At 46.0% G+C, this 22,359-nt stretch carries 19 protein-coding genes and 1 tRNA gene; 16 read left to right on the plus strand and 4 right to left on the minus strand.

The features are described 5' to 3' along the window. Positions 1 to 928: 928 nt before the first annotated feature. Positions 929 to 2,473 carry an alpha-L-fucosidase gene (locus HMPREF9944_RS04865; protein ID WP_008564857.1) on the minus strand — a complete coding sequence of 515 codons (1,545 nt, stop codon included), beginning with the start codon at positions 2,471 to 2,473 and terminating at the stop codon, positions 929 to 931. Positions 2,474 to 2,639: 166 nt separating this feature from the next. Between HMPREF9944_RS04865 and HMPREF9944_RS04870 the strand changes: the two genes are divergently transcribed. The 10 genes from HMPREF9944_RS04870 to HMPREF9944_RS04915 all read left to right on the plus strand — a co-directional run bounded on the left by HMPREF9944_RS04870 (position 2,640) and on the right by HMPREF9944_RS04915 (position 9,683). Continuing rightward, the gene (locus HMPREF9944_RS04870; RefSeq protein ID WP_008564861.1) at positions 2,640 to 3,971 is read left to right on the plus strand and encodes an MFS transporter; all 1,332 of its coding nucleotides are present in this window, start codon (positions 2,640 to 2,642) and stop codon (positions 3,969 to 3,971) included. 51 nt (positions 3,972 to 4,022) lie between these two features. After that, on the plus strand, positions 4,023 to 5,660 hold the full coding sequence (locus tag HMPREF9944_RS04875) for a beta-N-acetylhexosaminidase (protein WP_008564862.1): 1,638 nt from the start codon (positions 4,023 to 4,025) through the stop codon (positions 5,658 to 5,660). Between the two features lie 657 nt (positions 5,661 to 6,317). Further along, positions 6,318 to 6,497, plus strand: coding sequence for a DUF4250 domain-containing protein (locus HMPREF9944_RS04880; protein ID WP_019967940.1), 180 nt, complete (start codon positions 6,318 to 6,320; stop codon positions 6,495 to 6,497). Positions 6,498 to 6,532: 35 nt separating this feature from the next. Next, on the plus strand, positions 6,533 to 7,021 hold the full coding sequence (locus tag HMPREF9944_RS04885; RefSeq protein WP_008564864.1) for a 3'-5' exonuclease: 489 nt from the start codon (positions 6,533 to 6,535) through the stop codon (positions 7,019 to 7,021). Between the two features lie 60 nt (positions 7,022 to 7,081). After that, positions 7,082 to 7,297 carry a DUF3791 domain-containing protein gene (locus tag HMPREF9944_RS04890; RefSeq protein ID WP_008564865.1) on the plus strand — a complete coding sequence of 72 codons (216 nt, stop codon included), beginning with the start codon at positions 7,082 to 7,084 and terminating at the stop codon, positions 7,295 to 7,297. Beyond that, entirely contained in the window at positions 7,294 to 7,764 is a 471-nt protein-coding gene (locus HMPREF9944_RS04895) for a DUF3990 domain-containing protein (protein WP_008564866.1), read from the plus strand. Before HMPREF9944_RS04890 ends, HMPREF9944_RS04895 begins: the two co-directional genes overlap by 4 nt. A gap of 1 nt (position 7,765) precedes the next feature. Beyond that, positions 7,766 to 7,990, plus strand: coding sequence for a DUF3791 domain-containing protein (locus HMPREF9944_RS04900; RefSeq protein WP_044113375.1), 225 nt, complete (start codon positions 7,766 to 7,768; stop codon positions 7,988 to 7,990). Next, a complete protein-coding gene (locus HMPREF9944_RS04905) occupies positions 7,987 to 8,487 on the plus strand; it encodes a GNAT family N-acetyltransferase (RefSeq protein WP_008564869.1) in 501 nt (166 codons plus the stop codon). The genes HMPREF9944_RS04900 and HMPREF9944_RS04905 overlap by 4 nt, the downstream gene beginning before the upstream one ends. Before the next feature lie 18 nt (positions 8,488 to 8,505). Further along, entirely contained in the window at positions 8,506 to 8,760 is a 255-nt protein-coding gene (locus tag HMPREF9944_RS04910) for a glutaredoxin (RefSeq protein WP_044113377.1), read from the plus strand. A 65-nt stretch (positions 8,761 to 8,825) separates the two neighbouring features. Next, a complete protein-coding gene (locus tag HMPREF9944_RS04915) occupies positions 8,826 to 9,683 on the plus strand; it encodes a Cof-type HAD-IIB family hydrolase (protein WP_008564872.1) in 858 nt (285 codons plus the stop codon). Positions 9,684 to 9,939: 256 nt separating this feature from the next. Here the strand turns inward: HMPREF9944_RS04915 and HMPREF9944_RS04920 are convergent, their stop codons facing one another. Continuing rightward, complete coding sequence (locus HMPREF9944_RS04920; RefSeq protein WP_008564874.1) at positions 9,940 to 12,645, minus strand: 3'-5' exonuclease; 2,706 nt, start codon at positions 12,643 to 12,645, stop codon at positions 9,940 to 9,942. Positions 12,646 to 12,734: 89 nt separating this feature from the next. Beyond that, a complete protein-coding gene (locus tag HMPREF9944_RS04925) occupies positions 12,735 to 14,069 on the minus strand; it encodes an MATE family efflux transporter (RefSeq protein ID WP_008564875.1) in 1,335 nt (444 codons plus the stop codon). 760 nt (positions 14,070 to 14,829) lie between these two features. Here HMPREF9944_RS04925 and HMPREF9944_RS04930 point away from each other — a divergent pair. The 4 genes from HMPREF9944_RS04930 (at position 14,830) to HMPREF9944_RS04945 (ending at position 17,677) form a co-directional block, all read left to right on the plus strand. After that, a complete protein-coding gene (locus HMPREF9944_RS04930; protein ID WP_008564876.1) occupies positions 14,830 to 15,264 on the plus strand; it encodes a lytic transglycosylase domain-containing protein in 435 nt (144 codons plus the stop codon). Between the two features lie 150 nt (positions 15,265 to 15,414). Further along, positions 15,415 to 15,975: a LemA family protein gene (locus HMPREF9944_RS04935; protein ID WP_008564878.1), complete on the plus strand. Its 561-nt coding sequence runs from the start codon at positions 15,415 to 15,417 to the stop codon at positions 15,973 to 15,975. A gap of 5 nt (positions 15,976 to 15,980) precedes the next feature. Continuing rightward, entirely contained in the window at positions 15,981 to 16,985 is a 1,005-nt protein-coding gene (locus HMPREF9944_RS04940; RefSeq protein WP_008564881.1) for a M48 family metallopeptidase, read from the plus strand. A 5-nt stretch (positions 16,986 to 16,990) separates the two neighbouring features. Continuing rightward, a complete protein-coding gene (locus HMPREF9944_RS04945; RefSeq protein ID WP_008564882.1) occupies positions 16,991 to 17,677 on the plus strand; it encodes a GDSL-type esterase/lipase family protein in 687 nt (228 codons plus the stop codon). Positions 17,678 to 17,775: 98 nt separating this feature from the next. Here HMPREF9944_RS04945 and HMPREF9944_RS04950 read toward each other — a convergent pair. Next, positions 17,776 to 17,851: transfer RNA gene (locus HMPREF9944_RS04950), tRNA-Met, on the minus strand. Positions 17,852 to 18,071: 220 nt separating this feature from the next. On the opposite strand from HMPREF9944_RS04950, the gene HMPREF9944_RS04955 reads away from it, so the two are divergent. Then, a complete protein-coding gene (locus HMPREF9944_RS04955) occupies positions 18,072 to 18,665 on the plus strand; it encodes a TetR/AcrR family transcriptional regulator (protein WP_025829845.1) in 594 nt (197 codons plus the stop codon). A 616-nt stretch (positions 18,666 to 19,281) separates the two neighbouring features. Next, on the plus strand, positions 19,282 to 21,600 hold the full coding sequence (locus HMPREF9944_RS04960) for an AAA domain-containing protein (protein WP_244861116.1): 2,319 nt from the start codon (positions 19,282 to 19,284) through the stop codon (positions 21,598 to 21,600). Positions 21,601 to 22,359: the final 759 nt, after the last annotated feature.

The raw sequence follows: 22,359 nt of genomic DNA on the forward strand, positions 1-22,359 counted from the left end.
ATATAAATTTGTAACAGCTTGTATGTCGTATATAGTATTTAACATACATAAACAAAAACTATGTGTAATTAATTTAATTTTGCGGTTTATAAACTGTAACCTTTTAGATTCTGAATTTTAGGTAAGACAACATGCTCAACTTTTTCAAGCCAAACGCACTAAAATATCAAGATGATATATCCCATACTAAAAGAAAGATAGCTTCTAATATCGCGCTTTAATTGATAATCAATGAATTATATTGCCAAATATTATCGTGCATCATGGGATGCACATTGGGCTTGAATGAAGATTCTTACTCGCTATTTTCTCGGAGATGTCTGCAATTTTATAGGATATACATAATGAAAACGTTAACGAGAAGCACTATTTATAGTGTTCCTTTTTGTAAATATAATTAATCGTTTTTAACATTTTCGAGTTTTGTCAAATAGAAGAAAAAAGACGACGAAATAGACATTATTTCTTGATTTTAACGTTTTTTGCTTACAATTTCATTCATAATGCATTGCAATCTCAATGAGATTACCATGCTATTTGGGTAAAAATGCGGAGTAATCTGATGTAAGTTGTGAGGTAATTTGATGTAAATTGCAAGGCTTTTTAATTGCATTTTGTGTCAAAAACAGGATTGTTTTTGCAACAATTTGATAATCATTAAGTTTTAAACTCCCATAAATTGGGCGTTATTTTGGACAAAGAAGGAAATCATTTCAAATTCGCAAAACTGACAAAGTTATTTGTAAATCTTCTTGAAACAAATTAACATATTATTCGCTTCTATAAATCATAGGTCGTAAAACAATGCTTATAAGGACGTAAATAGGGCTGCCGAACACCAATCATGCATTCCATTTGCCGATGATGTCTTGTTTATTGCCACTAATCATACATCAAAGAACAGCCTTATTACAATAAGGTAAAATTTCTATTCCTTTAGGTGATACAGCCCAACCTCAGAGATTGCAGGGACATCACGCGCTTGTTGAATGGTAAGGCGCACTTCTTTTGCCGTCCGGACGGGGAACTTCAGCAGGCGTTTGTGGCCGACAGTCGTCCCTTCGGCTGCTTTCTGCCACGTGCCCTTGGCGTCTTTCACTTCCAACATGAACTGCTCAACGCGTTGTCCGCGGCGAATATCCTCCTGAACGGAAAGCACATTGAAGGTCACGGGCTGCTTCAATAAAAAGTGAAAAACGGCTTTTCCAGTTTTCATATCGGGCGAAACGGAGGTGTCATAATTGTTGTCTGTGACATTACGTAGCCTCCCTTCGGTCACCTTGCACGTCACTTTGGCATCGGTAAGTAGGTTCCGGGCGAACGTTTCTTCATACAACCGGCGGAAACCGCGCAGACTTTCAACGTCGGCCTCGGCCAATCTGCCCTCCTTGTTGGGCGGAAGATTGAGCAAGAGCACACCGTTCATGCCCACGGAAGTAAAATAAATGTCCATCAACTCCTTTGGCGACTTCACCTTGCTGTCCTCATTCTGGTGGTAGAACCAGCCCGGACGGATAGACACATCTATCTCTGCCGGATACCAAACGAGCGACTTTGCCTTCTCAATCACCTTTCTACTGCCGAGATCTTGGCCCGTCATGTCGCCCACAGGCTGTGTCAACACTTCCTTTTGTGAGTGGTTTGCAATGGCTTCTTGGTCGAGATTGTCCTTCGGAACGACGCTCCATTCCGTTGCACGGCCGCGTCCCGACTCCGTACCTACCCAGCGAACGTCGGGCCCCATGACTGCAATCACGGCCTCGGGTTGGAGCTTTCGGATCACTTTATACCAACGAACGAAGTCGTATTCCTGCCGTTTTCCGTTCGCTCCTTCACCGCAAGCACCGTCAAACCACACCTCGCTCACCTTGCCATATTGCGTGAGTAGCTCGGTAAGTTGGCTGACGAAATAGTCGTTATAGGCCGCTGTTCCATACAGTTTTGAGTTACGATCCCACGGAGAAAGGTAGACACCGAATGCCATGCCATGCTTCTTGCACGCCTCACTCACCTCGCGAACCACGTCGCCCGTGCCATTCTTCCACGGAGAATGCTTCACACTGTGCTCCGTATAAGCCGATGGCCATAGGCAAAAGCCGTCATGATGCTTGCAAGTAAGAATGGCACACTTGAATCCGGCGGCCTTTAATGCACGTATCCATTGGTCGGTATCGAGGGCTGTTGGGTTGAAAATGGCCTCCGATTCCGTCCCGTCTCCCCACTCTTTTCCTGTATATGTGTTCACACCGAAGTGAAGAAAGGCCGTGAGTTCCTGCCGTTGCCAGTTGAACTGACGTGCAGATGGCACCACACGGGCAGCCTTTTTGACGATCTCGGCGGGGGAATCCGTCGGGTCGATGACGACAAAATTGTTCTCTTGCGCATGTAGATTAGGCTGTAAAAAGGGGGTAAACAACAGGCAGACTGCCGTCATTGCAGCTTTAGTCAATAGCGTATAAGCGTTAAGTCTCATCAATTCGGGTAACGATTGTTGGTTCATTTGTTGGATAATCTATGGCAAAAATATAATATTCCAACCAACTTGACGGGTAATGGTAGTGAATTAAAGTTAAACATAATGTTGTTTGTAAGTAAATGTGTACCTTTGAGTGCCTTTTAATCAGAAGTCTGACAAATAAATGGAACCAAAAACGAACAATCTAACAACAAAAACATCGGTCAACGGAAGCCTACATAGCCCCGCAACATGGGTGCCGACATTGTACTTTGCCATGGGAATGCCTTTCGTTGTGCTGAATATGGTCTGTGCATTGATGTATAAAGGAATGGGAGTCTCTGACGGTCAGATTGCTTTCTGGACTTCATTGATTATGATTCCATGGACACTGAAGCCGCTATGGAGCCCGTTTTTGGAGATTTACAAGACCAAAAAGTTCTTCGTTGTCCTCACGCAAATCCTCACAGGTGTGCTCTTTGCATTGGTTGCCTTTGCTCTTCAGCTTCCCTCTTTCTTTGCCATTACCATTGCCATCCTTGCAGTTATCGCCTTGAGTGGGGCCACACACGACATTGCTGCTGACGGAACTTACATCTCAGTGCTCTCCAATGAAGAACAAGCACGCTGGATTGGCTGGCAAGGAGCATTCTACAACATCGCCAAGATTGCAGCAACAGGCGGATTGGTTTATCTTGCCGGCACGTTCATTAAGCTGTTCGGCGTGGCCAAGGCTTGGATGATTATCATGCTCATCATCGCATTCATCATGGTTTCTGTAGGCATTTATCATTATTTTATGCTTCCCGGTACAAAGCAAGAGACTGACGATGCACCTGTATCCCTGCGTGATTCCCTGAGCGAATTGCTGAAGGTTTTCTTGGAATTCTTCACAAAACGTCACATCGTTTACTACATCTGCTTCATCATTCTCTACCGTTTTGCCGAGGGATTTGTGATGAAAATCGTGCCACTCTTCCTGAAAGCGTCGCGTGCCGAGCAGGGTTTGGGGCTGAGCGAACAGGAGATAGGCTTGTACTATGGCACATTCGGGGCTGCAGCCTTTGTCATCGGCTCCATTCTTGCCGGCTATTATATCGCGTGGAGAGGCTTGCAGAAGAGCCTGTTCTCACTCGCTTTGGTATTCAATATCCCTTTCGTGGCCTACACGTTCTTGGCGCTTTATCAGCCTGAAAGCTTTTGGTTGATAGGCGGCGGCATCGTTATGGAATACTTCGGTTATGGCTTTGGCTTTGTAGGACTGTCGCTTTTCATGATGCAACAGGTGGCACCGGGCAAACATCAGATGGCACATTATGCCTTTGCCAGTGGCATTATGAACCTTGGCGTCATGCTTCCGGGAATGATGAGCGGCTATATCAGCGACAAACTTGGCTATCAACATTTCTTCCTTGTCGTATTGGTATGCACCATTCCTGCATTGCTGATAACGTGGTTCGTTCCTTTTACCTATCCGGATGCCACAAAGAAGAACCAAGATGCAGGCAAAGCATAAACGAAACTGACAGCGTTTAAATTAAAATAAAAGAACATTAAAAACCTATTTATGCACAAAAGAATCTTTATGGTAATGGCGCTTTGCGCTTCTCTCCTGCAGGTTGGCGCGGCAGAAGCCGACTATCACGTCATTCCGCTGCCGAAACAAATCACGATGAGTAAAGGAAATCCTTTCCATTTGCTGCCGACAACGCAGATTATTTGTACTTCGTCAGACGACTTGATGCAGGGAAATGCACGTTTCCTCTGCGACTATATCAAGGAAACAACGGGGCTGTCGCTCTCTGTCGGCAGCTCTTCCAAGGTAAAAACACCAGCCATCATGCTCGTAATCGACCCGAAAATGCAAGGCGACGAGGCCTATAAACTCTCCGTTTCTCCCAAGAAACTGGTCATCAGCGGGCGCACCCCGGCCGGCATTTTCTATGGCATTCAGACGCTTCGTAAGTCACTTCCCATCATCAAAGCAGGGAGTTCGGAGCCTATTATGCTGCCGGCTGCAGAGATAACCGATGCACCCCGCTTCGCTTACCGGGGCATGATGCTCGACTGTTCACGCCATTTCTTCTCGGTAGATTTCGTGAAACGGTTTATAGATCTGCTGGCACTCCACAACATGAACACCTTTCATTGGCACTTGACTGACGACCAAGGCTGGCGCATCGAGATTAAAAAGTATCCCAAACTGACGGAGATTGGCTCCAAACGCACAGGCACCATCATGGGACACAATACAGATGTCGACGACGGACAGCCTTATGGAGGGTTCTATACGCAGCAAGATGCAAGGGATATCGTGGAGTATGCGCGCCAACGGCACATCACTGTCATTCCCGAAATAGACATGCCGGGCCACATGAAGGCTGCCTTGGCCGCCTATCCCGAGCTTGGTTGTACGGGAGGTCCTTATGAAGTGGGCCACGCTTGGGGCATTTATAAGGACGTGCTCTGCTTAGGTAATGAGCAAGTATTCCGGTTTGTCAATGCCATCATTGATGAAGTGGCCGATATTTTCCCTGCGAAATATATCCACATCGGTGGAGATGAGACGCCAACCACGCGTTGGGGAGAATGTCCGAAATGTCAAAAGGTCGCCGCCGAACAGAACTTGAAGCTCAATAAGCTGCAGGCTTACTTCACCAACCGCGTAGAAAAGTACATCAACGGCAAGGGAAGAAAAATCATTGGTTGGGATGAAATCCTCGAAGGTGACATCAATCCGAGCGCAACCATCATGAGTTGGCGCGGCATTGAGCCGGGAGAGCGCGGTGCAAAGCTGGGACACGATGTCATTATGACTCCCACTTCACACTGTTACTTTGATTATGGGCAGAATAAAGACGAGAATACGGAGCCCGAAGGACAGCATCCGCTTCTCACGGTAGAGAAGGTTTACAGTTTAGACCCTGCACCTGAGACGATGCCTGCAGACGCTCGCAAGCATATTTTGGGCGCACAAGCAAACCTTTGGAGTGAGTATGTGGCTTATCCCAACCGTGCCGAGTATGCAGTTTTACCGCGTATGGCTGCCCTTTGCGAGGTGCAATGGACCCCGAATGAGCTAAAAAACTTCAATAACTTCAAGCAACGGGTAGACCATATGGCTGCCATCTACGACCTTCATCACTACGTCTATGCGCTCCACCTTTGGCCAGAACGCTTCAACCATAATCGGATTGAGTGGTAAACAACAGTATTTCAGAGGTTAGACATACAATTATTGCTTGAAAACCATGTCCGGAGGTTCCGTGTTCAACGCTTCTATAAGGCGTTGGCATAGGGCTTCCGGTTTTCTTGTCTTGTCCTTTTGCTTTCCAATCTCAGCCACTTTAGCGCGCAATATGGCTGAGATTACCGTGCAATATGGCTCATTTTACTGCGTAATATGGCTGAGATTGCAAACCATTTGAATGCATGTAGGGACGCACGGTCCGTGCGTCCGCTTCCATTTCAGTTGACAGTTGATGCGTAAATGGGTGGAAAAGTTGCTTGTTCTGCGCCGAGCGGACGCACGAGCCGTGCGTCCCTACACCCCAATCACAGCCATATTGATACATAAAAGGTCGATAGGACAAACTGCTCGAATGCATGTAGTGACGCACGGTTCGTGCGTCCGCTCAAATTTCAATTGACAGTTGATGCGTAAATGGGTGGAAAAGTTGTTTTTGCTGCGCTGGGCGGACGCACGAGCCGTGCGTCCCTACATCTCCACCACTGCCTTTTTGTACGATAAAAACATCAATAAAATCGAAATGTGGTCATCATTTTGAACACTAAATGGCTGCCATTCGAATTATTTATGCTATTTTTGCAGATAGATATCAACCACATAAAAAGTCGAAAGATGGATAAACTACCCAATGACCCCATGATTCTGTTCGGTGCGGTCAACATGTTGCTGCGCGATAACTATCATTCGCTCGACGAACTGTGCGACGATATGAACGTCGACCGCGCAGAACTCGAAAAGAAACTAGCTGCCGCCGGCTTCAAATATGACAAGGCACACAAGAAATTCTGGTAGACAGAAACCTTGAGAATCATTACTTTTGCAACGTAATGAAAGACTTTGCAGCCATCGATTTCGAGACGGCCAACGGCGAATGCACCAGTGTTTGCTCCGTTGGATTGGTCGTTGTACGCGACGGAATGATTGCCGACCGCTTCTATTCGCTCATTCATCCCGAACCGGATTACTACACTTATTGGAATACCCGCGTGCATGGATTGACGCAAAATGACACAGATTGCGCCCCCGTCTTTCCCGAAGTGTGGCGCAAAGTGGAGCCCCTCATCGCCGGACTGCCGCTGGTTGCCCACAATAAAGCCTTTGATGAGCGTTGCCTAAAGGCCGTTTTCCGTTGCTATCAAATGGACTATCCCGACTATCCTTTCCTTTGTACGCTTGCCAAGTCGCGCCGGGTTTGGCCTCAAGGTCGCCACAATCTCGACGTGATTGCAGCCCGATGCGGTTACAACCTGACCGACCATCATCACGCACTTGCCGATGCCGAGGCTTGTGCCGCCATTGCTTTGCAGATATTATAGCCCGTTTCTTGCAACTTCGGAACTTTCTCCGTATCTTTGCCTATATAATATAAGGTGGTAATGACCTACGAACAACTTGACTTTACAACCTATTGCATCGGACTTCTTGCCTGCCGTTTGGGCATGAACCAACGTGATGTGTATGACAAACTGAAGGAAAGTAGCATTCTCGACGACTATATCGTTAAGGCATACGAAGTGCTCCACACCTTCAGCAGCGACTATATTGCCGATGATTTGCTGGGGTATATGAAAGAGAAAGGAGTGATTGAATGAAGGTATATCATGCTTCAAACACGATTATCAAGCGTCCTGATACGCTCCATTCGCGCGTGGCTTTAGATTTCGGGCAGGGTTTTTACGTCACGGTCTTGCGTGAACAAGCCATTAAATATGGCGAACGTTTCAAGTTAAGAAAGCAGCAGGCGTTTCTTAATGTCTATGAATTAAGCGACGGATGGCAGGCAAAAAACATCAAAAAGTTCACGGCCTACGATGCCGAATGGCTCGACTTTATCACGGCAAACCGCCGACAACGCTCCGTCGTTTCTTATGACTGCGTGGAAGGAGGCATTGCAAACGACCGGATATTCCGCACGATTGACTTGTTTCTATCACAGGATATCAGTCGAGACGAAGCCCTTAAAAGACTTCGATTCGAAGAGCCCAACCATCAGATTTGCTTCTTGAAGCAGGCTTTAATAGATGCATTTCTTTCATTCATCGATGCAGAGGAGATTTAAAATGGACGCAAAACAAATCGTATTGCAGATGAAATATGCACGCATCATCAAGGGTATTGCCGAACAAATGGGCATATCTTTGGAGGAAGCAATGGACAGATTCTATCATTCCGTGACCTTTCAACTGATTCAAAATGGCGTGGCCGATCTACATTGTCGTAGCGACCGCTACCTCATAGACGAATTCTTGATTGAAGAAAAAGCATTGACAACACCGCAACCATGACGTTCAGACAGGCCAATTTACAAGATTTTGACGCGTGTTGGAGGCTGATTGACGCGGCAAGATGGAAGATGATGGCCGACGGAAGGCATCAATGGACGGTGGAATATCCCTCGCGTGATCTGATTATAGCAGACATAAAAAGCGGCGAAGCCTATGTCTTGACCGACGAAGATGGCGTGAAAACGTATGGCGTTGTGGCCCAAAATGGTGAGCCGGCTTACGAACAATGCACGGCCGAATGGCTAACTAAGGGTGATTATATGGTCATTCATCGGTTGGCAGTAAGCCCGAATGCGCGTGGGAAAGGATTGGCGAAGCAGTTCTTCCAAGGTGTGGAAGCGATGTGCAGACAGCAGGATATCTACAGCATCAAGGTGGATACGAACCACGACAACCGCGAGATGCGCGGTCTGTTGCAACGACTCGGCTTTGTCGAATGTGGAAAGATAGATTATGGGCCACGCGGTATGCGACTGGCTTTTGAACGTGTTTTATAAACCAAACCCTAAGAAACAATGATAAAAATGTATGTAATGAAGTCCTGTCCCTACTGCGCTCACGTGATGAAGCAGGTGGAAGGCAACCCCGAATTCAAGGTGATCGACATCGGAGAAAACGTGCGCTACATGAAAGAATTCCTCGCTTTGCGCGACAATGACCCCGCTTTTGACGAAGAAAAAGCCACGGGCGACGTCTGCATTCCATGCTATGTGCGCGAAGATGGCAGCGTGACGCTGATGTCAAAAGACGTGGGATTGGAACCATTGTAGGCCCTCCCGACCTCCTCTAAAGGAGCGGAGAACAGACTTACACTATTATTTTAAACGATATTTATATGGAAATAAAGACATCGGATGCTTCAGGTTTCCCCTCCATTCAGAGGGGACGAGGGAGACTCTTAATCGCACTTGACCTCGATGGCACGCTGACCAACAGCGAGAAAAAGATTACGCCGAAGACCAAGGAAGCTTTGATGGAGGCGCAAGAGCGTGGCGCGAGGATTGTATTGGCATCGGGTAGGCCCACGTATGGCATCATGCCGGTGGCCGAAGAACTGGAATTGGAGCGGCATGGTGGGTTCATCTTGGCGTTCAATGGCGGCAAGATTGTAGATTGCAAGACGCGAAAAGTAGTGTTTGAACACAAGCTCGACCCGGACGTTGTGCCCGTACTCTACCATGAAACCATGCGGGCCGGGCTGCAAATCCTCGTGCATCAGGGAGCCGAAATCGTAGCAACAAGCAGCGAAGACCGCTATGTGAAGTTGGAAGCGGGCATCAATAAGATGTCCATTGTGCAGTGTGATGACTTTCTGAACCAGATTACTTATCCTATCAATAAGTGTCTGATTGTGGGTGAGCCTGCCCCACTTTGCGCACTTGAACAACGTATATTAGAGATACTCAAGGGCCGTATCAGCGCTTATCGTTCGATGGATAACTTCCTTGAATGCGTCCCTTTGGGCATCGATAAAGGGCATTCTCTCAAGCGATTGGCAGCCACTTTAGGCATCGATCGCGAGGAAATCATCGCCTGCGGTGACAGCTATAACGACGTTGGAATGATAAAGTTTGCCGGCTTGGGCGTGGCCATGGCCAACGCACCGCGCGACATTCAAGAGATAGCCGACGTCGTTACGCTGTCGAACGACAATGACGGTGTGGCGCAAGTAGTCGAGAAATACGTGCTGTAAATATCTACCTCGGCCCTCCCAAGTACCCACCCCGACCCTCCCAAAGGGAGGGAGTGATAGCTTGCAGGCCTGTTTGAAGAATGTAATATGTGTCATTTGATGAGCGATATTACACGCTCTACGACTAAAAAAATCGGGAATTGTCATTCGATATAACGCATTTTATAGGTACAGACGCATTCATAATAGGAGAAATGCACTGAAATGACCATTCAGTATAACATGTTTAATACCTCTTACGTAAGCCAATAAGCTCCTACTTCCTCCCTTTGGAAGGGTCGGGGTGGGTGTTTGTAGGTGTCTGTATCAGCCTTTTCCTGATGCATTCCACAAACCGTGACAGCGCAACAGGCTTGCGTTGACCATGGTAATCCACACGGAAACAACTTTGCATCACCATCAATCGCTTCTTGCTTCGGGTGATGGCAACATAGAGTTTACGTGCATCTTCGGCCACTTGTGACGGGTTTTGCAAGCCATAATAGTTGGGATAACGCCCTTCAATCACATCAAACACGATGACATTATCAAACTCCAAACCTTTCGCTTTGTGCACTGTTGTGACGAAAATCTTATCATCTATCGTCTTGCTTCCGCAGAGGTCAGCCTCTTTCAGCGTGTTCATTTCGAGGATATGACGCCCTATCTGCTCACCGAGAGCTGTTGATTCGTCGGGCCGAAGCAGGTCGGAAGCCACATAACGGAAGATATAATCCACCGTTGGCAGGGGCTGAATGAGATGCTCTTCAACCCATGTCCGATAGAGATAGCGCATTTCTTCGACCAGTATATCGGCCTTTCCCGACTCCTGCCACAGTTGGGCAAGCGTGTGACGATAGTGGGGAAGATAGTTGTTTCTTAGGACGCTAATCCGTTCCTGCACGCTTTTTTGCTCGCAGAACCGCTGCTGTTCGGCCACGATTTCCTTTGCCTTATCATGGCAAAAGGTCACCAATGAACGTGTAGCCCCCACGTCTGCATCGGCCAGATGGCTGTTTTCTCCCTCTAAATGCAACACTTCGAGCAAATACTTCAGTTTATATTGTCGAAGTCCGGGGCGTAGCAAACGAATCAGTTCCAGGCTGTCAAGATAGTCCTCCAGCTCTTTTGGCAAGGCCGTTTCGGACATTTCGCGCAATAGATTGTTGTGTAAAATGTGAATATCATAGTCGGCATTGTGTCCTAAAAGCACTGTTCCACGGGCGTAATCCACGAAGCGTTGCAGGGCCTCTTTGCGTGGAAGAAGTCGTTGATGGCGGCGTTCTTCGATGATAGGATTGACGATATCGCCGAGCATTTCGGGTATCTTGCGGTCGCTTTCCAAGTGAAATGACAACGCAGAACCCGGCACAATGGCTCCGTTTTTCAGCTGAACAGCAGCGATTTGTACGATGTCTTCGCAATGCACATCAAGCCCTGTTGTCTCGGTATCAAAGATGGTTATCGTCTCATTCTCATAGGCATTGACGAACCTTTCGATATAGGTTTGCCCGTCATCGCGCAGGAAGTCGCTCGGCAGAAGAGCTCTGTCGGCACACGAACGCACGAACCTTCGCGCGGCATTCGGTGTGCGGAACACCTGCATGCCCTCAAGAATGCGCGCCCAAGCAATAAAGTTATGGGCATTGTTCATCACGGAAAGATGGGCAAAAAGTAGTTTTATCTGCGGCGAAGCGAAGAGATCATCGCCCGAAACCTTGAAATGTTGCAGACCCAATTGCTTCAAACCGGAGCTCACTCCGTCGGCATCATGGTTGGAATTGACGATGATAGCCGTAGTATCTTCGGGGAAATCACGCTGCAAACGCGCTGCCTGTTGGGCGGCATCCATATACTCCGTGTCGATAGTGTCAGAGGGATAAAGTTGCAATTCGTTGCCTATCACGGGCGGATCGTAGTCGGTCGAGGGTAGTAAATCGGCCGGAATACCAAGCTGTTCGGCCGCATATAGGTTGAAAAGGTCGAGCAGATACTTCGGCGAACGATGGTTTCGGTCGAGCGAATGAATTTGGTTTGCACAGCGATTGCGCAGAAAATCGAGCGTTGACAGCTTGGCCCCCATGAACGAAAAGATGCTTTGTTGCGGGTCACCAAGGTAAATCACGCACACTTTCTGCTCGTCGTTGTCGGCCGTCATGGCATCGATGAGGGCCAATTGCAAGGGATTCAAGTCCTGAACCTCGTCCACCTGAATCCACCGATAACGTGGCAACAGGTCGCGATGTTCATAAGCCAGCAACAGGATATCCTCGAAATCAAGCAGGCGGTTAGCTGCTTTGTAGCGTTCATATCGGCGGGCCAGCTGCATTTTTTGCAGCATATTGAATACCAACTGTTGCGCTCCGAGGTCGCTGCAAGCGTCACGATAGGTATCGGCATGGGCATAAATGTCGCTCATCATGGATGCCGTGAAATCCTTGTTTTGCGCTTTACAGAGGGTTCGCAAGGCCTGAATATCGTCCGACGACAAGCAATCGGGGTGCATACGCAGGTCGCGTGGGTGCGCATTTTCAATCTGAAACATGAGATGCGAAAGCTGCATGGCCTCCATATATCGGCCGCGGCGCCGATAGTTTGCCCCGACTTGCCCCTCGTCATCACCCGCAAAGTCACACAGGATGCTCAACACGTCGTCGTCATCAATGATAGATGTGGACGCCGGAACAAGACCTTTGTCGAACAAGAAGCGCGAACAAAAGCGGTGAACATTGCCGATGAAGAGATCGTCGGCAGCCACGTTGAGCCGCTGTCCCACCCGTTCTTGCATGCCACGTGCAGCCCGATTGGTGAACGTAAGACACAACATGTCGGCGAAAGTCACCCCCGCGGCATGGGCACGTGCCACACGTTCGGCCAGTATCTGCGTTTTTCCGCAACCCGGAGCGGCCAAAATAAGGTGGTAACCCTCGGATAATTTGATGACTTTCTCTTGTGAACGGTCAGGCGTAAAAGTGTTGTTCATGCTTGCAAAGATAATATTTAAAGGTGAAAAAGTAAAAGTAAAAAGGTAAATCCTTCCTCATTTGATTTCTACCGAACAAAAAATCTCCGCTAAACATGCATCTCCCGAAAGGCGGAAAAGACAATGGGAATGGTCACGAGTAGCGAAACAAAATCGCTGCAAGCCTGACATATCTCTACACCCAACAGGCCGAAGCAATGCGGAAGCACAAGTATCAAGGGAATAAAAAACAGCCCTTGGCGCGAAGCCGCAAGAATATTGGCCTGTAATGTCTTGCGACAGGTCTGCATCATCATGTTGGCCATAATCATAAAAGACCAGAAAGGAAAGCTCAAAAGCTGGTATCTCAGGGCGGGAATACCTATGGATATAACGTCAACATCATTGCGGAAGAGTCCGATAGCGCGGTCGCTGAAGGCAAAAAGCACCACGGACCAGAAGAGAAGAAAAGCCGTTCCGACCTTCACGCAAAACCAAAATCCGGCCTTCACACGTTCATAATGCCGGGCACCATAACTGAAACCGCACATCGGTTGATAGCCTTGTCCAAGTCCAATGATGACACTAAAGATGAACATCACAATGCGATTGACGATGCTCATGGCTGCAATTGCGGCGTCACCAAACTGAGATGCACTCACATTCAAGGCGATAGTGGCTATGCTTGCAAGGCCTTGTCGCGAGATGGAAGGAGTGCCGCCAGCGATGATTTCCTTGACAAACAGCCAACGATGTGAGAAGTTTCGGGGCGTATAATGAATGATATCCTTGTGCAGACTCATGCGAAACATCACCGCAAAACCAACTATCTGGCCAATCACAGTGGCTATGGCTGCACCCCTTATCCCCATGTCCAAACCGAAGATAAAGAGTGGGTCGAGCATGCAATTCAGCAGAGCTCCGACAATAATTCCATACATGGAATAACGCGCATAGCCCTGAAATCGCATCTGATTGTTCATACAAAGCGTGCACATAAGAAATGGGGTTCCGAGCAGAGAAAAGCCAAGATATTGACGCGTGTAGGGCAGAATGGTGGGTGTACTGCCTAAGATGACGGAGATTTCGTCGAGAAACAGCAGACCAAGAACCACAAGAACTATCGAGAAGATGAGGGTATAGCCGAGTGCGGTACTGGCCATTTGCTCTGCACTTTCACGGTTCCGGGCCCCCAACTGACGCGAGATATAATTGCCGGAACCGTTGCCAAAGAAGAAAGAAAAAGCCTGAATGAAAAACATCAACGAGAAAACAATGCCCACAGCAGCCGTGGCTTGCGTGTCGATTTGGCCCACGAAGTAAGTGTCAACGATGTTATACAGATTGCTAATGAGCATCGATATGATGGTCGGGACGGCCATTGTCCCAATCACTTTCGGTATCGGTTCCTCGGTAAGGAACGTAAAATTGTCCTCGCGTTGCATGAATTGACAGATGGTATGGCAAATATACGATTATTTTCTGACGAAGCCAACTTTTCCATCCGATATTGTTGAAAGCATGGCCCCATACTTGCGCTTTGCCATGATGAGGAAGTTCGTGCTGCGCTCTACCCCCTATGTGAGTTCGATATAAGCCCCATGGAGAGAAACAGGAAAAACTGCGTCTCTAAAGCAATCGGATTAACGGAAAACGAAAAAAGAACGCCCGTCCGACGGCTCGGAAGATAGTAAAATGTAAAGAGAAAGTTCGTCTTCCATGGAAGAAGATAAAAAATGTAAAGGGAAAGTTTTTCTTGCAAACGTCAAAACATAATAGGTGTTAGATACCCCGCTGGGGCAAACGTTAAACCGAAAGGAAAGTTAAATGCCCGGCTGGAGCAAACGTCAAACCAAAAGGAAAGTTAAATGCTCGGCTGGGGCAAACGCTAAACCAAAAGGAAAGTTAAATGCCCCGCCGGGGCTGCTTCCAACAGGGAGATCAACTCTTACGACCACCCATTAAGAAATTGCGCTTCTAACTTGAGTGTTCACTTGTTTTTAGTTTTTTTAGTGGCATTCTTACTTGTTTTCGACTGGAAAGTCGTATCTTTGCAGGCGATAAATAAAGAGAATAGTACATCTTTTATTGTGCTATACTTAGTATCTAACGGGGCTGAGGTCATTGTTTCAACTTTTTCTCACACAGACATTGATCGCGGGTATTTTGCTTTCCTTATTACTCAGGCTCCATAAAATAATAAGTATGAAGAGAAAAAACAAGATTGTATTGTTGATATTTAGTGTAATGATGTTGTTCCCTGTGTTCTGCTGTGGAGCGGAACCGGCGGAAAATGCGAAAAAGGTTGATTGGAATCCGATTATGGATGCTATCATCCAAGTTGAGAGTAACGGAAATAGACGTGCGAGGAGTGGTTCTTCTGTTGGTGCAATGCAGATTACTCCGATTTTAGTGGCTGAATGTAATCAGATACTTAAGAAAAGGAAAAGTAAAAGAAGATATAAGTTGTCTGATCGCTTCAGCATTGCGAAATCGAAGGAAATGTTTTTGCTGATACAATCGTATCACAATCCGCTCAACAGCATCGAGACTGCGATTCGATCGTGGAACGGTGGCATTCATTTCAGCGTGGAGAAGACGCAACGATACTTTGAGAAGGTTATGAATCTTTTGAAATAGCCTGATATTTTGATAAGGCCTGACTGCTAATAACAGTCAGGCTTTATTTTTTGTGCTCTTCTTTCTTGCTAATTAATCTTAATATAGTTTCCGTTTCAGCAACTTTTGTCTTATTTTTGTAGTTAGAAGTGCAATTAAAAGATTTAGATTATGACAGGAATCATTGTTTTGGTAGTCATTGTGCTACTTGTTGTTTGGGGAATTTCGATTTACAACAATCTTGTGAAGCTGAGGAACAATCGTGAGAATGCGTTTGCGAACATTGATGTGCAGTTGAAACAGCGTCACGACTTGGTGCCGCAGTTGGTTGCAACGGTGAAGGGATATGCCGATCACGAGAAAGAGGTTCTTACGCGTGTGACTGCTGCACGCTCGGCTGCGATGAATGCCACGAGTATTGATGATAAAATCACAGCAGAGAATGCGTTGACGAGTGCATTGTCGGGATTGAAAGTTTCTTTGGAGGCTTATCCAGAGCTGAAGGCTAATGAAAATTTCCTTCAGTTGCAGAACGAATTGTCGGATATAGAGAATAAGTTGGCTGCCGTGCGCAGGTTCTTTAATTCTACCACGCGTGAGTTGAACAATGCCGTGCAGACTTTCCCCTCGAACTTGTTTGCAAGTATGTTTGGATTCAAGAAAGAAACGATGTTTGAAATACCCACAGAACAGCGCGAGGAAATGGATAAAGCACCCGAAGTTAAGTTCTGATACCTATGAGATATGTAGGAATGCAGGCCCAAATCAGGCGCAACAACACGCTGAGCATCGTGTTGTTGCTGATGTTCCCGGTCATCATCTTGGTCATGGATTGGGTCTTTCTTGCAGCCTTGATTTATTTCGGTAGCGGATCTTATAATGAATACGACGAATTGGTGTATCGGCTGGATGTCAACACGGTGAACCAAATATTCATCACGACGGTTCCATGGATTATTGTCGGCGTTTCGGTTTGGTTTACCGTAGCCTATTTCAGCAATGTGTCCATGATTCAGCAGGCCACTGGGGCCCGTCCGGTCAGCCGAAAAGAGAATCCACGTCTGTATAACATTGTGGAAAACCTTTGCATGACCTGCAATATGGACATGCCGAAGATTAATGTCGTTGATGATCCGCAGCTGAATGCCTTTGCCAGCGGCATCAATCCAAAGAGTTATACCGTGACGGTTACAACCGGACTGATGAACCTGCTTGATGACGATGAGCTGGCTGGCGTTTTGGGCCATGAGTTAACGCATATCCGCAACCATGATACGAAGCTACTTGTGACGAGTATCGTGTTCGTCGGCATCGTTTCGACTATGATGTCGCTTGCCGTGCAGATGATGTATCAGTCGTTGTGGCACAGTGGTGGTCGTAGACGCGGTAACAACAAGGAAGGTGGCGGTCTATCCATCGTTCTTATCTTGCTGATTGGCGTCGTGTGTTGTGCCATCGCCTACATTTTCACCTTGCTCACCCGTTTCGCAATCTCCCGTAAGCGTGAGTATATGGCCGATGCAGGTGGAGCCGAGCTTTGTGGTAACCCACTTGCGTTGGCATCTGCATTGCGCAAGATATCGGGTAATCCCGGACTTGACAACGTGAAGCGGGCAGATGTGGCCCAACTCTTTATCATTCAGCCCGACGAAATGAAGCAAGGGCTGTTGAGTTTCATGAATTCGTTGTTCAGTACGCACCCGGATACGGAAAAACGCATTGCCATTCTTGAACAATTCTGAAGCGTATGCACTCGTCAATCATCAAATGTTTCGTCCTTCTTGTTGCTATGTTGTGCTCGCCATTGCAAAGTCATGGTCAACAAGACACTTGGAATACCGAACATTACCGCAATCGTATGGAAGTATTCTCGAAGGAACGTGCCATCGATAGCACAGATATCGTTATGTTGGGCAACAGTCTTACGGAGTTCGGTGGCGATTGGAACAAATTGCTTGGTCGAAAACACGTGCGCAACCGGGGCATCATGGGCGACAACATCGATGGCGTGATGAACCGTTTGGACGCTATTCTTGCCCGGAAGCCCAGGGTCATCATCGTAATGATGGGCATCAATGACCTCAGTCAGGGTCTCTCTGCCGATCGGGTTTTCGAGAAATATCAGCGAATGATAGACAAGATATGGGTGCATGCCGCAGATACCAAACTCTATGTACAAAGTCTGCTGCCCATCAATGAGTCTTTCAATCGCTATGAAACCTTGAAGGGCAAGACCGATATCGTGGCCATGCTGAACGTGAAACTGCGTCATTATTGTGAGCGCAACCATATTTCGTATATTAACCTCTTCAAGGATTTTGTGTATCATGGTACAAATGAGATGCGTCGTTCGCTCACTTCTGACGGTTTGCATCTGACACCTGTCGGCTATAAGCTGTGGGCTTTCAGGGTAAGGAATGTGTTGAAAGAGTAGAGGTGAGGTTGGGGACTCTTTTCATCGTGTCCCTCTCTTGTCCGATATGTGATAAAAAACATTCGGGAAAGCCTTATATAAGCATTCCCGAATGATATTGGTTGCGGAGGCAAGACTCGAACATGCGACCTCCAGGTTATGAGCCTGGCGAGCTACCAACTGCTCCACTCCGCGATGTTAAACGTTGCAAATCAAGAGCATATGATGTTGATTTCAATCCCTTTTCTTGATTGCGAGTGCAAAGGTACGGCATATTTCTGTAACAACCAAATTTTTTCTGTGTATTTTTTGTGTGACTTCATTTTTTATGCCATCTGTTTGGTCGTTTAAAATAAACGCTCTATTTTTGCACACATAGTTTATTGTGTGCAAATGGAAGCTGAAGTGAGTTAATATGTCAATATCAAAAACAAGACAAAGATTAGTAGATGTGGCGCGACAACTGTTTGCCAAGAACGGTATTGCCAATACGACGATGAACGATATTGCCGTTGCTTCTGGCAAAGGACGCCGAACATTATATACCTATTTCAATCGGAAAGAGGACGTTTATTCGGCGGTCATTGAGTCAGAATTGGAGCGTTTGTCTGACAAGTTGGACGAAGTGGCGTGCATGAAGATGCGTCCGCAGGATAAAATCATAGAACTTATCTACACCCATCTGAGTATGATTCGTGAGACGGTAGTAAGGAATGGTAACCTTCGCGCTGAGTTTTTCCGTAATATTTGGATGGTGGAGAAAGTGAGAAAGAACTTCGATGAGGACGAAATCGAACTGTTTCGCAAGGTATATGCCGAGGGAAAGGCTGACGGTGAGTTTGATATCGACAGTGTAGACCTCGTGGCCGACATTACCCACTACTGTATCAAGGGACTTGAAGTGCCGTTCATCTATGGCCGACTGGGCCACGGTCTGACCGAGGAAACCAGTAAACCGCTTGTCGCCAAGGTGGTCTACGGTGCTTTGGGTAAGTCGATTGCAAGGTGATATGTTGCCTTTTCTTACCCCATGTAAGTATAGTTTCCCGTGTGATTTCTGTGTCAGAATATGTGTTTGGCATACTTCGCATGGACACTTCTGGCCAAATAAATTGTAGAATTAAAGAGAAACGAGTTGCCTTGTTGCAGAAATGGTGATGTGCCAAATGGAAACTTCTAACATGATATTGCTCAAAGGAGAGCCTAAGACATTTCAAATCAAGTCTGTCAAGAAAGATAATAGAAATGTCTTTTGGGTGACTTTTTCTGATAAACGAACCTTTCCTTATCGTCAGAGAGACATTGTTTTTCTCTCTTCGTCTGTTGAAATAAACGTAGAAGATAGCCATTTGACTCGGGCAGAAAGGCGTTTAAGTCCCAAAAGAGCATGGGTCTTCACGCATGGTTTCAAGAAGTTCTATCGTCTTGAGTTTGATAATGGCATAAGAGAATATAAAGATAGCGATCTAAAAGTAGAAAAATCAGTCTTATCTGATAAGAAAGCTTTGCACATTTTTCTTTACTTTAAAGAGGTCTCCAGCGTAAATACAATACCAACAGAGACCGGTTTGATTTCTCTTTTTACAAAATATCAGCAGCTAAACTTTATCGAAGAAGACAGCACAATGGCTACTTTTCTTAAACCTTCACTGCTAAAAGTGCATAAAGGTTTAGGAATTTATCTGTTTCCTTTCAGGAGTAATCGTAGTCAGATGATAGCGGTCCGGTCTGCTTTCAGCAGTCAAATCAGTGTTATTCAAGGGCCTCCGGGAACGGGAAAGACGCAGACCATTCTGAATATCATTGCGAATATTGTCGCAACGGGTAAGTCGGTATTGGTTGTTAGCAATAATAATGCGGCGGTAGAAAACGTACGTGAGAAGTTGGAACAAGTGGGGTTTGGCTTTCTTGTGACCTCTTTGGGACGCTCTGAAAAGCAGCAATTGTTTATTGAAAAAGGGCAAGTCGGCTATCCCGACATGAGAGATTGGAGTTTGAAAAACTACAATGAAGAGACAAAAGTACTTCATGACCTGAACGAAAAAGTAGGAAACGTCTTTCTCAAACAAGAGCAATTGGCTCAAGACAGGCTTTTAATGGAAAGCTTGTTAACCGAACAATCTCATTTCTTATCAGAGCATAACTATGATGAAATACGGCTGGAAAGCTATAAAAAAGGCCCATCAGACAGATTGATGAAGATGTGGTTGGAGTTGGAAAGCGAAGCCGAAGCGTGCGAGTTGGCAGAGAATTCGCCTTTGAAGCGACTCATTAGGTTTCTCCATAAAATAAGGAGAAGATTTCTATTACGCATCATCTATTCCATCAAGCATGTTCAAGATAGAAAGGTTTTGTTGGCGGATATGAAAGCATTATACTATGTTTGTAAACTGAAAGAACTGCAGTGTGACATAGAAGCAGCTGAAACATTCTTGCAAGAAACAAAGGCCGACGAATTATTGGAAGCCCAGACAAAGACCTCTTTGGCCTTGTTGAAACACCGCTTATCCTTGAAATATAGGGACGCAAACATCAGACCGCGCTTCGAATCCAAGGACCTCTATCGTAAATCTGATGAAATAGCAAAGGAATATCCTGTTGTTTTGAGTACGACATTCTCTGCTCGGAACACACTACCCGGTCATATCTTCGATTATCTCATCATGGATGAAGCCTCACAGGTCTCTGTTGATTCGGCTGTTTTGGCTTTATCGGTTGCTCGTAATGCCGTCATTGTGGGCGATGTCTTGCAACTTTCGCATATTGTAGACAAGGAGGAAAGGCCCAACTTACTAAAAATCAACCACGAGTTTGGCATACCCGAAGCCTATAATTGTCTCGAACAGAGCTTTCTGTCTTCTGTTCTTCATGTGTTACCCCACGCACCTCAGATTTTATTGCGGGAGCATTACCGTTGCGAACCGATTATTATTGACTTCTGTAATCAAAAGTTTTATGGTGGAAGTCTCATTATTATGTCAACCTCAAAAGGTGGTGAAATGGCTATGAAGGTGGTAAAAACGGTGCCGGGAAACCTACATCGAAAGATTTATGATAGCCAATCCGGCCGATGGGAAACCTTTAATCAGCGTGAGAACGACGAGCTTCAACATCTCTTAATGGCCGAACCTGAGCTTGAAAAAGACCTTGGTGTCATTACTCCTTACCGTGGACAAGTGCACCTTTTGCGACGGAATATAAGCAATAAACTTGTGGAAATAGATACTATTCATAAGTATCAAGGCCGTGAAAAGGATACAATTGTCTTTAGTACGGTCTTGAGTCAATACGACGATTTCTGTGATAATCCGAACCTTGTCAACGTGGCTGTGTCGCGTGCCAAGCGATGTTTTGTCTTGATAACAAATGGAAATGAAACGACAAAGCCGTCTGTCATAGGCGATTTAATCAATTATATCCAGTACCATGGCGTGATAGTAGAGAGCAAACTCCATTCTATTTTCGACTTGTTGTACTCATCTTATGCCCAACAGCGCATGCATTATCTGGCAGGTAAGCCCAAAGTGTCAGATTATGACTCGGAGAATATTGCCTATAATGTGCTTTTAACGATATTGAAAACACATAAAGTGTGGAATGTCCTGCATGTTTTTCCGCATTATCCTCTCTATGATTTGATTCGTGACCTATCCGGTTTGACGGATAAACAGCATCGTTTTGTGGCGAGCCCAATGGCTCATGTGGATTTTCTTATTAGCAACCGAGTTACCAAACAGCCTGTTCTTGCAATTGAAGTCAATGGCTTTTCCTATCACCATAAGGGCACGGCACAGGCCGAACGTGATGCTATAAAGCGCTCAATTCTCAGTGCAAAGGGCATTCGGTTGCTGGAGTTAGACACGGTTGGCAGCGGAGAAATCGAGGAAGTGAAGGCTGTGTTGACAAACGAACTTGGTCGGATTGGCACACCTGATGAGGCATGATGCAATGCTACTCCCGCTGATCGGAAAGAGAACTTGCTGTGCTATGGCAAACCATTGGAGACAAATTGATGTAAAATCGATGATAAACAGGTGTTCAAGATGATTTTCTGTGCTCCAAGGATAGCCTGCATAATAAGCCGACTACATTATGGTTAAGGACGTATATGGTTAGAGACGCGCATCTCGCCCCATTATATGAAAAACTTTGATAATAGGCCTTGCCCTGTTCACGTATTTGAATCGAGAAACATCGGCGGCGGAAATACGCGAGTTACGCGCCTATTTTGTAATTCATTGTCATACGGCCAGTTATCGAATTCATTTGTTTTGAAAACGGATTTCGGGGCAGAGCGACAGGTAAAATCACTGGAATAAGAAACCAAAATGGGCCATCTAATGTTATCAAATGGGTCATTTAAGCATACAAAGTGAGCTGTTTAGTGCAGTAGAATGGGCAATATTGCTTTGCAGAATGTCAGAAATAGCAGATTTGTGATGGAAATATTGTTTTGAAATTCCCGTTTTCTATTTTTCCATTTCTATTTGATGGCGTCAAGAAATGTTAAAAACAGGGAAAGAAAACGGACAAAATAAGACGATAATCTTGACTCATCTAAAAGGAGAAAAGTTCAATTTATAGAACTGTCTTCTTGTATATTACAAAAAGGAATAAGACAAACGAAAACAGATTTTGAACCTTATAAAAATAAAAAAGAAGCCATTTGCAGGCTTCTTTTCTTTTATGTTTTTTGCAAGTTC

It is taken from the genome of Segatella maculosa OT 289, assembly GCF_000243015.1.
Lineage (GTDB): Bacteria > Bacteroidota > Bacteroidia > Bacteroidales > Bacteroidaceae > Prevotella > Prevotella maculosa.